We start from the raw sequence: 13,473 nt of genomic DNA on the forward strand, positions 1-13,473 counted from the left end.
TGGTCCGGATACGGGCCGCCCGGCCGGCGGTGGTCGGGTGGAAGCTAACCCCATGAGCTTCCGGGCTGGGGCAGTCGGTCAGGTGCGGCGGGACGACGGGACCAGGGATGGCGGGACCGTCTCCTACGAGGTGCACGGCGCGGGGCCGCTGGTGGTCCTCGCGCACGGCACGGGGGAGAACCGCCGCTCCTACCGGCACCTGATCCCGTTGCTGGTCGCGGCCGGGTACCGGGTCGCCGCCGTGGACGTACGCGGGCACGGGGAGTCCAGCCCGCACTGGCCGTCGTACGCCCCGGCCGAGGTCGGCGCGGACCTGCTCGCCGTGGTGCGTACCCTCGGCGGGCCGGCCACCCTGGTCGGCAGCTCCTTCAGCGGGGCCGCCGTGGTCTTCGCCGCCGCCGAGGCCCCCGACCTGGTCGCCGGGATCGTGCAGATCGCCCCGTTCGTCGCCGAGCCGAAGCCGAACCCCCTGACGCGTGCCGCCCAGGCCCTGGTGCTGCGCAGCCCCCGCCTCTTCGGCAGGTACCACCGCACGCTCTTCCCCGTCGTCCGGCCGCCCGACGACGCCGCGTACCGCCGGGACCTGGTGGCCGGGCTGCGCGGGCGGATGCACGCGGTGCGCGGGGTAATCGCCCCGGCCACCCCGCACTGGACCGCCCGCGCCAGCCGGGTACGCCAGCCGGTGCTGGTGCTGATGGGCCGGCAGGATCCCGACTTCGCCGACCCGGCCGCCGAGGCGCGGGCCGCCCGCCGCCGGTTCGCCACCGCCGAGGCCCGGATGATCGAGGACTCCGGCCACTACCCGCACGCCGACCAGCCGGCGGCCACCGCCGCGCAGCTCACCGAGTTCCTGGCGGTGACCGGGCGTGCCTAGGGTCGCCGTCGCCGACCGGGGGTACGGCCACCGGCGCCCCGGCCGGTGATCGGCCGCTGTGCGGGCCCGGAACCGGACCTGCCACACTGGTCCCGCTCCCAGGTGGGGTCCCGGTACGCGTCCGGAAGCGGCCCGGGGCGCCCGTCCGGTGGCTCTGGTGGCGCCACCAGAGCCACCGGATGCCGACCCTGACACCCCGACAGCCGTCCGTCTCCACGCGGGCACCCACTGTCACCGCGCCGGGTGTTCGTCGCCCGGGGCCGATTCGGACATGCTCGGCACTCGTTGCCGATGTGGCAGGAAACCCCTGGTCACGGGCGGGTGAAGCAGCTTCCCCGGCATGATCAGTTGTGAGAAGGGATCGCGCCGGTCACAGCCGTCCCGTTACGGTACTGGTAACACGCGCGTTGCCGACCCGGCGGGAGGGAACCCGTCGGTGAGGCGCGCGCCGGGCATGGGATGGGTCGGTGGGCCATGGCCGGATCGCAGTCCGACGGGCGGCTGTCGGATGTCAGGTTCCTCACCGTCGCCGAGGTGGCGACGGTGATGCGGGTGTCGAAGATGACCGTCTATCGGTTGGTGCACAGTGGTGAGCTGGCGGCCGTCCGGGTGGGCCGGTCGTTCCGGGTGCCCGAGCACGCGGTGCACGAGTACCTGCGGGGCGCCTTCCAGGAGACCGCCTGACGGCTCGGCGAGTGCGACGTAACGGGCATCGACGGGGGCGCGTTGGTCCTGCTGACGCTCTCCGGCTACCCTGGACCTCGACCGTGACCGCACACCGGTGCGCCCCGACGCCACCAGCCTGGTCCGGTCCGTTGTCCGCAAGCGGTCGCGGGCGCCACCAGGTGGCGTCGTCCGGTCCGCCCCGCACGTTGCATCGAAAGGCTGTCGTATGGGCTCGGTGGTCAAGAAGCGCCGCAAGCGCATGGCTAAGAAGAAGCACCGCAAGCTGCTGCGCAAGACCCGCGTCCAGCGTCGCCGTCTCGGCAAGTGACCGGAGCCGGGCTCCGGCCCGGCTCCCGGTGACACTTGCCAACTGTCGACCCCCGGAGGCTCAGGTGATCAGGCCGTGGCTGTCCCGGCTCGGTCCCGCCTGCCGGGGGAGGTGCACGTCGTGACCCCCGACGCCCCCACGGGCGCGTCGGGGGTCGTCGTCGTGACCGGGGTCGGCCGGTACCTCGGTGCCCACGTCGCCTCCCGGCTCGCCGCCGACCCCCGGATCAACCGGGTGATCGGCGTCGACCCGGCTCCGCCGGGGGCCGAGATCGCCGGTCTCCTCGACGGGGTCGAACGGGTCCGGGTGGACGCCGGTTCGCTCGGTGGGCTGCTCGGCGACCTCGACGTCGACGCCGTGGTCCACCTCGCGCTGATCAGCGCCCCCGACCGTCAGCACGGCGGCCGGGCGGCGATGAAGGACCAGAACGTCATCGGCACGATGCAGCTCCTCGCCGCCTGCCAGCGGGCGCCCCGGCTGCGCAAGCTGGTGATCCGGTCGTCGACGGCCGCGTACGGCGCGTCCTTCCGGGACCCCGCCGTCTTCACCGAGGAGACCGAGCCCCGCGAGGTGCCGCGCGGCGGTTTCGCCCGCGACATCCTCGACATCGAGGGGTACGTGCGCGGTTTCCGCCGCCGCCGGCCCGACGTGACCGCGACGGTGCTGCGGTTCGCCCCGTTCATCGGGTCCACCGCGGACACCACGCTCACCCGGTACTTCTCCCAGCCGCTGGTGCCCACCATCCTCGGCCGCGACGCGCGGCTCCAGTTCGTGCACGTCGACGACGCGTTGGAGGTGCTGCACCGGTCGGTGGTGGAGGAGCACCCGGGCACGTACAACGTCGCCGGGCCGGGGGTGCTCTCGCTGTCCCAGGCGATCCGGCGGGCGGGGCGGGTCGCCGTGCCGGTGCTGGAGCCCGGCCTCTCCGGGGCCGCCGCGCTCGCCCGTACGCTCGGCTTCGGCCGCTACGGCCTCGACCAGGTCGACCTCTTCGTGCACGGCCGGGTGGTCGACACCACCCGGCTGGTGCGGGAGTACGGCTTCACGCCGCGCACCACCGCCGCCGCCTTCGACGACTTCATCCGCGCCCACCAGGGCGGGGTGCTGCTCGGCCGGGACCGGCTCGCCGCCGCGGAACAGTCCGTCCTGGACGGCATCCGGCAGGTCCGCGCCGCCGTACGGGAGCGGTCGTGACCCGCCCCGAGGAGCAGAACGGCCGGGGCCGCTTCGACGTACCGCTGACCGTGGTCGACCCGGCCGCGGAGCCGGCCCGCCGCAACGGGCACCACCCCGCGCCCGCCGCCCCGGCGCACGGGCCCGCACCCGCCGACGCGCCCGCCACCGCCCCGACGGCCGGCCCGGCCCACGGCCCGACCGATCCCGGCTCCGACCCCGACGGACCGGACGCCCCCGCTGCCGAGCCGGCCGCTGCTGCCGAGCCGGCCGCACCCGCCGCGTCGGCCGCTGCTGCCGGGCAGGCTGTACCGGAGCCGGCCGCATCCGGGCGCGCTGGTGCCGGGGAACTGGCCGCCGGATCGGGCGGGTCGGTGCCGGAGCGGCCGGGGGACCACTGGGACCGCAAGGTGGCGGCGGGGCTGGCCTTCCTGCGGCGGCGACTCTCCGGCGACTACGAGGTCGACGAGTTCGGCTTCGACCCGGAGCTGACCGGGAAGGTCCTGCACCCGATCCTGCGCCTGCTGTACCGGGACTGGTTCCGCACCGAGGTCAGCGGGATGGAGCACGTCCCGGTCGACGGGGCGGGGCTGGTGGTGGGCAACCACTCCGGCACGGTCGCGCTGGACGCGCTGGTCCTCTCCGCCGTGCTGCACGACCGGCACCCCGCCCACCGGTACCTGCGGTTGCTCGGCGCGGACCTGGTCTTCCGGATGCCGATCGTCTCCGAACTGGCCCGCAAGTCCGGCGGTACGGTCGCCTGCAACCCGGACGCCGAGCGCCTGCTCGGCTCCGGTGAGCTGGTCGGCGTCTTCCCCGAGGGGTTCAAGGGGATCGGCAAGCTCTACGCCGACCGGTACAAGCTGCAACGGTTCGGGCGGGGCGGGTTCGTCTCGGCGGCGCTGCGCACCGGCACCCCGATCGTGCCGGTCGCCATCGTCGGGGCGGAGGAGACGTACCCGATGCTCGCCGACATCAAGCCGCTGGCCCGGCTGCTCAAACTGCCGTACTTCCCGGTGACGCCGACCTTCCCGTGGCTCGGGCCGCTGGGCATGGTGCCGCTGCCGAGCAAGTGGCTGATCGAGTTCTGCCCGCCAATCCCCACCGACCACCTGACCGACTCGGCCGACGACCCGCTGGTCGTGTTCAACCTCGCCGACCAGGTCCGGGAGACTATCCAGCAGACCCTGCACCAGCTACTCGAACGGCGCCCGGACCCGTTCGGCCCTTAGCGACCAGTCGCACCTTGAAGACGCCCATCGAGGCCACGACCTCGGCGTTGAACCGGTCGAACCCGCGCGTCGCGTAGACGTCGGCGGTGTAGTCCTGCTCGGTCAGCCAGCCGGACAGGGCCGACTTCTCCCCGTCGACCAGGGCGGGCGTGAGGCAGGAGTCCAGCAGCGCGCGGATCAGCTTCCGGTCGACCACCAGCGGCGGCTCGTCGTGGGTGGTGCAGGTGACGGAGGTCGGCCTGACGCCATTGTCGGTTGTGCCCCGGGCCAGCCCGAACCGGACCGGGTGGTCGAAGCCCGCCAACGCCGAACCGGCCCGCCCGGCCGCGCCGGCCGCGTTCACCGCGCCGGACGAGGCGTTGGGCCCCTCCTGGCGTACCTCGACGGACGTGCTCGTCACCGGCGTCGGTGACACCGACGGGTACCACCTCTACGTGGCGCGGGAGAAGGACGCCTTCGGGTGGTCCACCCTGGCCACGCTGTCGTCCAGTTCGATCGCGGTCGGGCCGTGGACCGGCGAGGTCTGCGTCACCGGCTCCGGCCGGTACGCGGTCGCGGTCTTCGCCCCGAAGCAGGCCGCCAACAAGCCGGAGCTGGCCCGCCGGGGCGCGCTGGCCGCCGTGGTGGACGTCACCACCGGCGCGGCGAAGCACGTGGCGACCGGGGTGGAGCTGTCCTACTTCAACCCGGCCTGCGGGCCGGGGAACCGTGCGTTGCTGACCCGCTCCCTGGGGGACGACTTCACGCAGAACACCGAACTGCTGACCGTCGACGCCGCCGCCGGCCGGGTGACCGCGACCCGGCGGATCACCGGGCAGCTCACCACGCCCGCCCCGGCCCCGGACGGCGACTACGGCATCCTCGGCGGCCACCTGGTGCGGGTCGACGACCGGGGCCGGGCGACCAGGCTGGCCCGGCCGCAGGGGCAGCCCTTCGCGGTCCAGGCCACCGCCGCCGGCGGCGTCGACCTGGTCTCGGTGCGCGGCGAGCAGGCGGTCGCCCAGCGGTACCGGGGCGGCACGCTGTCGGTCACCGCGACCGGCCCCTGGGACAAGCTGCAACTGTTCGGGCAGCGGGACGGCGGCACCGTGCTGGTCGGGCAGGCCCAGCTCCGGGGCACCGCACCCGACCTGACCGTCCTGCCGGCCGACCGTCAGGTACGGGCGGTCTCCGGGCAGGGCCACCTGATCGCCGAGGAGCTGCTCACCCAGCAGAGCGCATCCTCGGTGGGTGAGCCGCTGCGCCGGGCGGACCCGGCCGAGGCGGGTGGCCTGCGGGTGACGGTCCGGGCCACGGCCAGCGGCCGGCACTTCACCCACGCGATCGACACCGCTCTCGCGCCCGCGCTCGACGTCGAGCTGGGGGCCGGCACGGCGGCGTCGCCGACGCACCCCTCGGCGGCCGGGAGCCGCGCGGCGCTCGCCAACGCCACGACCCCGACCTGCGCGATCCCGCGCAACGACCCCCGGGTGCAGCCGTTGCAGCCCAGCCCGGACATGGTGGAGTGGGCGGTCGACCAGGCGGTGCACGACCGGCTCACGATCACGCGGCCGGCGAACTACCTGAAGGCGGGCCTGCCCGCGTACCAGCCGCAGGTGCTCTTCGACCTGGAGTCGTTGGTCGGCGGGGGCCGGGTACCGGCGCAGGTGATGCTCGCCATCCTGGCCCAGGAGACGAACCTGAACCAGGCGTCCTGGCACGTGGTGCCCGGTGACACCGGCAACCCGCTGATCGCCAGCTACTACGGCAACGAGGGCAACCTCGACGTCATCGACTACAGCAAGACCGACTGCGGGTACGGCATCGGTCAGGTCACCGACGGCATGCGGGTGGGCAGCAGCGTCTTCACCGACACGCAGCGCCGGGCCATCGCGGTGGACTACGCCGCCAACATCGCTGCCGGGCTGAACATCCTGATCCAGAAGTGGAACCAGATGGCCCGGGAGTTGCCGCAGCACCAGAGCTTCATGAACAACAACGACCCGACCTGGGTGGAGAACTGGTTCCTGGCCGCCTGGGCGTACAACAGCGGGTACTACCCGTACGCCAACCGGAACGCGTCGAACGGGCGGTGGGGCGTCGGCTGGTTCAACAACCCCGCCAACCCGCGCTACCGGGCGAACCGGGCCCCGTTCCTGCGGCTGACCATGGCCGACGCGGAGACGCCGAACCACTGGGCGTACCCGGAGCGGATCATGGGCTGGGCGGAGACGCCGCAGCTCAAGGGCTTCCCGATCATGTCCTCGGCGTACGCCGAGCCGCAGTACGGGGCGAACTCCCCGCGCACCGGGCCGCAGGGCATGCGGCAGGTGCTCTCCATCCCGGACCGGTACGCGTTCTGCTCGACGGTCAACAACTGCTCCCAGGCCACCAACGGCTGCCCGGCCGAGTCCGAGCTGTGCTGGTGGCACGGGGTCGCGAACTCGGGCAACTGCCTGCTGGAGGAGTGCGCCCGGGAGAAACTGACCTTCGGCGCCGGCGCTGCGGAACCGGGGGTCAAACGGATCTACCCCCGCAACTGCGAGACCTTCACCGGTAACAACGGCGGCAACCGCAACCCCAACAAGCGGGTCTCGGTGGTCTACTCGCTCAACGACACCGGGCAGTACAACCTCGGGTGCGACGTCGGCCCGAGCGACGGCAAGTTCACCATCCGGCGGGGCTCGCCGGCCGGCGGCGCCAGCACCGCCCCGTACGCCGACGTCGACCTGCACCAGATCGGCGCCGGCTACAAGGGACACCTCTGGTACACGTACGTGAACGCCGGCAACGCGAAGCGGCGGATCGTCGGGTCGTGGACGCCAAACCTCGACCTGATCCCCGGGGAACGGCACCGGTACGACATCCTCGCCCACGTGCCAGCCACGGCGCGGACTACGACGCCGCCTCGTACCTGATCACCACGGGCACCATCGGCCAACAGGTGACCTGCGCGGTCAACCTGGCCGAGGAGGCCGGCTGGGCGCTACCGGGTGGCATCCCCAACCCGAACCCGGCCAACCTCGGCCAGGACAAGTGGGTGTACCTGGGCACGTACGAGCTGGGGCGGGGCGCGCAGGTGCAGTTGAACAACGTCGGCAGCGCCACCACCCAGAACTTCGACGCGGTGGCCTTCGACGCGATGGCCTTCGTACCGATCGGTGCCAACGCGGGTCACGCCTGCGGGGACGACTACTGACCGGTCGGCCCGCGCCGTGCCCGGACACCGCTGTGGTGTCCGGGCGCGGCGGCGCGTGCGGCGGCCGGGGGCGGACCGTCAGGCGTTGCGGCGACGGCGGTGCACGACCAGGCCGGCGGTGACCGCGCCGACCAGCAACCCGGCGACGGTCGACGGGACGGCGATCATGGCCGCCCGCCGGCCGGTCCGGAAGTCGTGCACCGGCCACCCGTGCTGGCGGGCCCGCCGGAGCAGGGCGCCGTCCGGGTTCACGGCCACCGCCCGGCCGACCGCCGAGAGCATCGGCAGGTCGTTGACGGAGTCGCTGTACGCGGCGCAGCGGGACAGGTCCAGCCCTTCGACGGCGGCGAGCTGGGCGACCGCCTCCGCCTTCGCCGGGCCGTGCATCAGCTCGCCGACCAGCCGACCGGTGTACGCCCCGTCGACGATCTCGGCTACCGTGCCGATCGCCCCGGTCAACCCGAGCCGGGCGGCGATCACCCGGCCGATCTCCACCGGCGCGGCGCTGACCAGCCAGACCCGCTCCCCGACGGCCAGGTGCCGCTCGGCGAGCCGACGGGTCCCGGCCCAGATGCGGGGGGCCATCAGCTCGTCGAAGATCTCCTCGGTGAGCCGCTCCATGTCGGCCACCCGCCACCCCTCGATGAACGCGAGCGCCGCCTCCCGGACCTGGGACATGGTGCCGGCGTGCTCGGTGGCGAGGACCCGGAACCGGAGCTGCTGCCAGGCGAACCGGGCCAGGTCGGCGGTGGTGACGTACTTGCGGGCGGCCATGCCCCGGGCGAACCAGTAGAGCGACGCGCCCTGCATCATCGTGTTGTCCACGTCGAAGAAGGCGGCGGCGGTCGGATCGGGCGCGGGGGGAATGGGGGGCCCGCTCTCCGCCCAGCCGGCGGTGTGCCCGTGGACGTCGGTGCTGATCGTCACCTTACGGTCTCGGGCCACGCGCTCCCCTTCCGCTCGACGCCCCGGCGGCTGCCGTTCACCGAGCCTATCCGGGCTGCGGTGACGACCGGCCGGACGGCGGGAGAACTCCGGGCGGCCGGGAGCCCGGCCTGGGGGCCGGGGGTCAGCGCCGGCCGGCGAGCCGGCCCGGGGCCGGGGGTCAGCGCGGGGCGGGGCAGGCGGCCGGGACGGGGCCGAACTCGTCGCTGCCGGTCGTCGCCGGGAGGCCGCAGGTGAGCGAGGTGCGCAGCACCGCCGAGCGCTCGCCGGCCGCGTCGAGCAGGGCCAGGGACCGGCGGGTACGGTCCCGCTCGGCCCGGGAGGCGCCGTCGAGCAGGTCGTCGAGCGCGCGGCGCTGGCCGGTGAGGAAGGCGTCCACGGCGTCCAGCCCGGCCGGGTCGGCCCGCTGCGTGACGGCGGTGAAGAGCAGCCGTACGCCCTCGCGGGTGTGGCCGTCCATGCCGTCGAGCGCCGCGCCGTACCGGCCCCCGTCGCCCCGGACGGTGGCGGCCTCGCCGGCCCGGGTCCGGGCGAAGTCGAGGAAGAGCTGACCCCGGCTCGGGTCCGAGCCGGCGAGGGCGAGTTGGGCCCGCTCGGTGGACCGCTTCATGCCGTACAGGGCGTCACCCGGTACGGCGTTCTCGCTGGCGGCCGAGATGCCGGAGACGGCGATGGCGCCGACCGCGATGCCGGAGAAGATCGCCAGTCGGGCGCGGGCCCGGCGGGCCGTCACCGCCGGCAGCAGCGGTCGTGGCGGGGGACCGACGACCGGCTGGCGGCCGGTCGGTGTGCTGTCGGCCGGCGCGATCACGGGTGCCCCGATGCCCTCCCGTTCCGCCGTGGCCAGCAGCATGGCGCGCAGGCTGGTGCGGAAGTCGGGGTCGACCCCGGCGTCGACGGCGGGCCGCTCGGTGCTGAGTCGCCGCCCGACCGCGACGAGCGCGGTGAGCTGGTCGTCCACCCGGGACCGGACGTGGTGCCGACGGCCGCCGTTGGCTTCGTCGAGAAGCTGTGCGAAGCGCTCAGCGCGTCGACGCAGGAAGAGGCTGTGGTCCACCGCAGGCACCTCCTCTCGCTGGTCACGGCCGGTCAGCCGTGCTCGTCGCCAGCGACCGGAGACAGTGGGCACCGGCGTACGAAGGTTGTCGCCGACGGCGCTGCCCGGACCATGGGGCCCGGGATTGCCGGGGTGACCACCGGTCGCACCCGGAAAAACGGTCCGCGGCGGGCCCCGGTTACGGGGCCCCGGGTGGCGAAATCCACCCGGCCATCCCGCGATCCGTCCGGTGCCGGCGCTACGGCTGGAAACCGTCCGGCAGCAGCCGGGCCAGGGCACGGACCGCCCGGTACTGCAACGCCTTGATCGCACCCTCGTTCTTGCCCATCGCGCGGGCGGTCTCGGCGACCGAGAAGCCCTGCAGGAAGCGGAGCACGATGCACTCCTGCTGCTCGGGGTTGAGCTGCTTGACCGCGGTGAGCAGGGCGACGTTCGTGATGTGCTCGACCACCGCCGCCTCCGGGCTGCCCTCCGGGCCCCGGTCCTCGCGGTCGGCGTCCAACACGTCGCCGGTGGTCACCTCCAGCCGGTACCGGCCCGACTTGAAGTGGTCGGCGACCAGGTTCCGGGCGATGGTGACCAGCCAGGCCCCGAGGTCCCGCCCCTGCCAGGTGAAACTGCCGATCCGCTTCAGCGCGCGCAGGAAGGTGTCGGAGGTGAGGTCCTCGGCCAGTTGCCGGTTGCCCACCCGGAAGTAGACGAACCGGAAGACCGTGTCCACGTACCGGTCGTAGAGCAGGCCGAACGCCCCGGCGTCCCCGGCCTGGGCGCGTTCCACCAGCGCCCAGACCTCGGTGGCCGGGTCGGACGGGTCCGGCCGGCTCGGGTACCCGGTCGGGCCGCCACCGTTGCCGCCCCCACCCCCGCCACCACCGCCGCCCCCGGCGGTGGCCGGTACCGCCGGCAGCACCGCGGTCTCCGAGCAGGCCGGATCGGTCGGGGTGGGCGGGGCGGGCGGGTCCGCGCTGCGGCGGCCCTGCACCGGCATGGTCGGCCGGGCGGGGACCGCCACCCGACCCCCGACCGGTTTGGCGTTGCCGCCGGGCGCGGGCGGGCGCGGCGCGGCCTCGTTGTGGTGGGGCCGGCTGCGTAACCGTCTGGCCGCGTCCTCGCTCTGTACCGGAGGGCTCCAGGCGTCGTCGAGCGGACCGCGCGTCCCGCCGGGACGCTCGTTGACCGTCGACCGTCCGCCGGGCGTGCCCAGCCCGGCTGGTTGCTCCACCCACCCCGAGGCGGTCACCGCTCCACCCCCTCACGGTCCGTGACCGCCGGGACCCCGGCGCGCGGTCGCGCGACGGGGCCGACCGGGCGGTCGGACAGGGTCGCTCCGGGGTACGCCGCCGACGCACGGCAGATCCCCATGAGGTGCTGGTCCAATGCGCTCACGGGCACGGGGGCCTCCTCGGGCTGAGGGGTGTCAACTCACGGCAAATGGGGTGAGCCGACCCGAGTGATGATAGGGGCCGACGTCACCCGTGCGTGGTAAGTCCGTTACACAGAGCGGAAGTATTTCCCCCCCGGTCGGGACCCCGCCGGACCGGTTGTCCGTCGTGGGCGTTTGACTTTCCAGCCGGTAGCTGATCCAGGTCAAAGGCCTGGTCAGGGTGGCTGTGGGGCAGGTCGGAGCGAGGTGTCCGGGCACTCCGCCGGGCCGGGTGCCGGCCACTGTGCCACACTCGGCCGAACGACCGCCCGCTGGAGGAGGTACCGATGTCCACCGACGCCCGGCTCACCCTGATCACCCGGCCCGGCTGCCACCTCTGTGAGGACGCCAAGGTGGCGTTGGACCGGGTGGTCGCGGTCACCGGTGACAAGTGGATCGAGAAGGACCTCACCGCCGACGTCGAGTTGGAGCGGGAGTACGGCGACCGCGTGCCGGTGGTGCTGCTCGACGGCAAGGAGCACGGCTACTGGCGGGTGGAGGAGGACCGGCTGCTGCGCGACCTCACCACTCCCCAGCTCTAGGCCTCTCGCCTATCGTGCTCGGATGACCCCTGCGCGCGACCACCTGGTGTGGGACTGGAACGGCACCCTGCTCAACGACCTGAGCCTGGTCGTCACCGCCACGAACGCCGCGTTCGCCAGCGTCGGCGGGCCGGTGGTGAGCACCGAGGAGCACCGGGTACGGTTCCGTCGCCCGGTCGCCGACTACTACGCCGACGTGCTCGGCCGGGCAGTGGACGAGGAGGCGTTCGGCCGCCTCGACCGGATCTTCCACGACGCGTACCGGGCCGGGCTGACCACCTGCGAGCTGGCCGAGGACGCGGTCACCGCGATGTCCGCCTGGCCGGGCAGCCAGTCCCTGCTGTCGATGTGGTTCCACGAGGAACTGGTCCCGGCGGTGCACACCTACGGGCTGACCGGGCGCTTCGCCCGGGTCGACGGCTCCCGGGCGGTGGTCGGCGGCGACCGCAAGGCCGAGTCGCTGGCCCGGCACCTGGCCGACCTGTCCGTCGACGGCGGGCGGGTGGTGCTGATCGGCGACTCCCTGGACGACGCCGACGCCGCCGAGTCGGTCGGCGGCCGGGCGGTGCTCTACACCGGCGGCTTCACCGACCCGGAGCGCCTGCGCACCTCCGGCCACCCGGTGGCCGCCACCCTCACCGAAGCCGTCCGCCTGGCCGGCACCCTCGGGTGACGGCCGGACGACGCGGGGCCGGCGTCCGCCGCCGACCGCCGGGGCCGGCGGGTCAGGACCGCAGGTAGGCCAGGACGGCGTGGACCCGGCGGTGGCGGTCCGTGTCGGGCGGCAGGTGCAGCTTCGTGAAGATGTTGCGGACGTGCTTCTCGACGGCGCCGTCGCTGACGAACAGGATCCGGGCGATGGCGGTGTTGGTGTGCCCCTCGGCCATCAGCGCCAGCACCTCCCGTTCGCGCGGGGTGAGCGCGCCCAGCGGGTCGTCGCGGCGGCGTCGGGCGAAGAGCTGCCCGACCACCTCCGGGTCGAGCACGGTACCGCCGGCGGCCACCCGGTCGAGCGCGTCGAGGAACTCGTCGATCGCGGCGACCCGGTCCTTGAGCAGGTACCCGACCCCGCCGCCGGCACTGCCGGTGGTGGCGAGCAGGTCGTCGGCGTACGACACCTCGACGTACTGGGAGAGCACCAGCACGGGGGTACGGGGCACCAGCCGCCGGGCCTGCACCGCCGCCCGCAGCCCCTCGTCGGTGTGCGACGGCGGCATCCGCACGTCCACGATCGACACGTCGGGGCGGTGTTCGACCACGGCCGCCACCAGGGCGTCGCCGTCCCCCACGGCGGCCACCACGACGTGCCCGCGCTCGGTGAGCAGCCGGACCAGCCCCTCCCGGAGCAGGACGGCGTCGTCCGCGATGACCACCCGCATGGGGCTGGTGTCTACCACGTCGGGGCCGGGGTCCGGGGCGCGGCCGGGCGGGACGGGAGCCACCCCACCGGCGGAATGCCCGGGGTCGGGGGCGGTCACAGCGGCAGCTCCGCGCGGATCCCGGTCGGACCGCCGGCCGGGCTGACCACGTCCAGCCGCCCGCCCGCCGCGCGGACCCGGTCCGCGATCCCGGCCAGGCCGTGCCCCTTGGCCAGGTGCGCGCCGCCGTGGCCGTCGTCGGTCACGGCGACGGTCAGCGTCGGGCCGTGCCGGGTCACCGCGACGGTGCACTCCGTGGCCCCGCTGTGCTTGGCGACGTTGGTCAGCGCCTCGGCGACCACAGAGAGAGAGAGAGAGAGAGAGAGAGAGAGAGAGAGAGAGAGAGAGAGAGAGAGAGAGAGAGAGAGAGAGAGAGAGAGAGAGAGAGAGAGAGAGAGAGAGAGAGAGAGAGAGAGAGAGAGAGAGAGAGAGAGAGAGAGAGAGAGAGAGAGAGAGAGAGAGAGAGAGAGAGAGAGAGAGAGAGAGAGAGAGAGAGAGAGAGAGAGAGAGAGAGAGAGAGAGAGAGAGAGAGAGAGAGAGAGAGAGAGAGAGAGAGAGAGAGAGAGAGAGAGAGAGAGAGAGAGAGAGAGAGAGAGAGAGAGAGAGAGAGAGAGAGAGAGAGAGAGAGAGAGAGAGA

15 protein-coding genes and 1 pseudogene (1 of these 16 running past the window's edge) are annotated in these 13,473 nt (G+C 73.6%); 10 read left to right on the forward strand and 6 right to left on the reverse strand.

Going from position 1 to position 13,473, the window contains the following annotated elements; all coding sequences use genetic code 11:
• Nucleotides 1-52 precede the first annotated feature (52 nt).
• The 5 genes from ACQUFX_RS29300 to ACQUFX_RS29320 all read left to right on the forward strand — a co-directional run bounded on the left by ACQUFX_RS29300 (nt 53) and on the right by ACQUFX_RS29320 (nt 4,273).
• Nucleotides 53-874: an alpha/beta fold hydrolase gene (locus ACQUFX_RS29300; RefSeq protein ID WP_428963416.1), complete on the forward strand. Its 822-nt coding sequence runs from the start codon at nt 53-55 to the stop codon at nt 872-874.
• A 474-nt stretch (nt 875-1,348) separates the two neighbouring features.
• Entirely contained in the window at nt 1,349-1,558 is a 210-nt protein-coding gene (locus ACQUFX_RS29305) for a helix-turn-helix domain-containing protein (RefSeq protein ID WP_067367634.1), read from the forward strand.
• Between the two features lie 208 nt (nt 1,559-1,766).
• Entirely contained in the window at nt 1,767-1,868 is a 102-nt protein-coding gene (locus ACQUFX_RS29310; protein ID WP_007465623.1) for a 30S ribosomal protein bS22, read from the forward strand.
• A gap of 120 nt (nt 1,869-1,988) precedes the next feature.
• Nucleotides 1,989-3,062, forward strand: a complete 1,074-nt coding sequence (locus ACQUFX_RS29315; RefSeq protein ID WP_428963418.1) for an NAD-dependent epimerase/dehydratase family protein — start codon at nt 1,989-1,991, stop codon at nt 3,060-3,062.
• A gap of 329 nt (nt 3,063-3,391) precedes the next feature.
• Entirely contained in the window at nt 3,392-4,273 is an 882-nt protein-coding gene (locus tag ACQUFX_RS29320; RefSeq protein WP_428967119.1) for a lysophospholipid acyltransferase family protein, read from the forward strand.
• Here the strand turns inward: ACQUFX_RS29320 and ACQUFX_RS29325 are convergent.
• A complete protein-coding gene (locus ACQUFX_RS29325) occupies nt 4,215-4,673 on the reverse strand; it encodes a hypothetical protein (RefSeq protein ID WP_428963419.1) in 459 nt (152 codons plus the stop codon). The genes ACQUFX_RS29320 and ACQUFX_RS29325 overlap by 59 nt on opposite strands.
• Here ACQUFX_RS29325 and ACQUFX_RS29330 point away from each other — a divergent pair.
• Complete coding sequence (locus tag ACQUFX_RS29330) at nt 4,663-7,170, forward strand: hypothetical protein (RefSeq protein WP_428963420.1); 2,508 nt, start codon at nt 4,663-4,665, stop codon at nt 7,168-7,170. The two genes, ACQUFX_RS29325 and ACQUFX_RS29330, sit on opposite strands and share 11 nt — an antisense overlap.
• A 26-nt stretch (nt 7,171-7,196) precedes the next feature.
• Nucleotides 7,197-7,451: a hypothetical protein gene (locus ACQUFX_RS29335; RefSeq protein ID WP_428963421.1), complete on the forward strand. Its 255-nt coding sequence runs from the start codon at nt 7,197-7,199 to the stop codon at nt 7,449-7,451.
• A 78-nt stretch (nt 7,452-7,529) separates the two neighbouring features.
• On the opposite strand, the gene ACQUFX_RS29340 is transcribed toward ACQUFX_RS29335, so the two are convergent.
• The 3 genes from ACQUFX_RS29340 to ACQUFX_RS29350 form a co-directional block, all read right to left on the reverse strand.
• Entirely contained in the window at nt 7,530-8,396 is an 867-nt protein-coding gene (locus ACQUFX_RS29340) for an HAD family hydrolase (RefSeq protein ID WP_428963422.1), read from the reverse strand.
• A gap of 160 nt (nt 8,397-8,556) precedes the next feature.
• Nucleotides 8,557-9,453 (reverse strand): DUF5667 domain-containing protein, encoded by an 897-nt coding sequence (locus ACQUFX_RS29345; RefSeq protein ID WP_428963423.1) that lies wholly within the window; start codon nt 9,451-9,453, stop codon nt 8,557-8,559.
• 238 nt (nt 9,454-9,691) lie between these two features.
• A complete protein-coding gene (locus ACQUFX_RS29350) occupies nt 9,692-10,693 on the reverse strand; it encodes an ECF subfamily RNA polymerase sigma factor, BldN family (protein WP_428963424.1) in 1,002 nt (333 codons plus the stop codon).
• A gap of 470 nt (nt 10,694-11,163) precedes the next feature.
• Here ACQUFX_RS29350 and ACQUFX_RS29355 point away from each other — a divergent pair, with 470 nt between their 5' ends.
• Nucleotides 11,164-11,418, forward strand: coding sequence for a glutaredoxin family protein (locus ACQUFX_RS29355; protein ID WP_428963425.1), 255 nt, complete (start codon nt 11,164-11,166; stop codon nt 11,416-11,418).
• Nucleotides 11,419-11,440: 22 nt separating this feature from the next.
• Complete coding sequence (locus ACQUFX_RS29360; RefSeq protein ID WP_428963426.1) at nt 11,441-12,091, forward strand: HAD family hydrolase; 651 nt, start codon at nt 11,441-11,443, stop codon at nt 12,089-12,091.
• Nucleotides 12,092-12,143: 52 nt separating this feature from the next.
• Here ACQUFX_RS29360 and ACQUFX_RS29365 read toward each other — a convergent pair whose 3' ends face one another.
• Together ACQUFX_RS29365 and ACQUFX_RS29370 are read right to left on the reverse strand one after the other, a co-directional pair.
• Nucleotides 12,144-12,797: a LuxR C-terminal-related transcriptional regulator gene (locus ACQUFX_RS29365; protein ID WP_067363805.1), complete on the reverse strand. Its 654-nt coding sequence runs from the start codon at nt 12,795-12,797 to the stop codon at nt 12,144-12,146.
• Nucleotides 12,798-12,892: 95 nt separating this feature from the next.
• A pseudogene (locus ACQUFX_RS29370) lies at nt 12,893-13,153 on the reverse strand (sensor histidine kinase); the annotation flags it as partial.
• Between ACQUFX_RS29370 and ACQUFX_RS29375 the strand changes: the two are divergent.
• Nucleotides 13,092-13,473: the 5' end (the start) of a hypothetical protein gene (locus tag ACQUFX_RS29375; protein ID WP_428963427.1), read on the forward strand. The gene runs 1,673 nt beyond the window's last position; only the first 382 of its 2,055 coding nucleotides appear in the window; its start codon is at nt 13,092-13,094; the stop codon falls past the right edge of the window. The pseudogene ACQUFX_RS29370 and the gene ACQUFX_RS29375 sit on opposite strands and share 62 nt — an antisense overlap.

The organism is Micromonospora fluostatini (genome assembly GCF_050410825.1).
GTDB lineage: Bacteria > Actinomycetota > Actinomycetes > Mycobacteriales > Micromonosporaceae > Micromonospora > Micromonospora rosaria.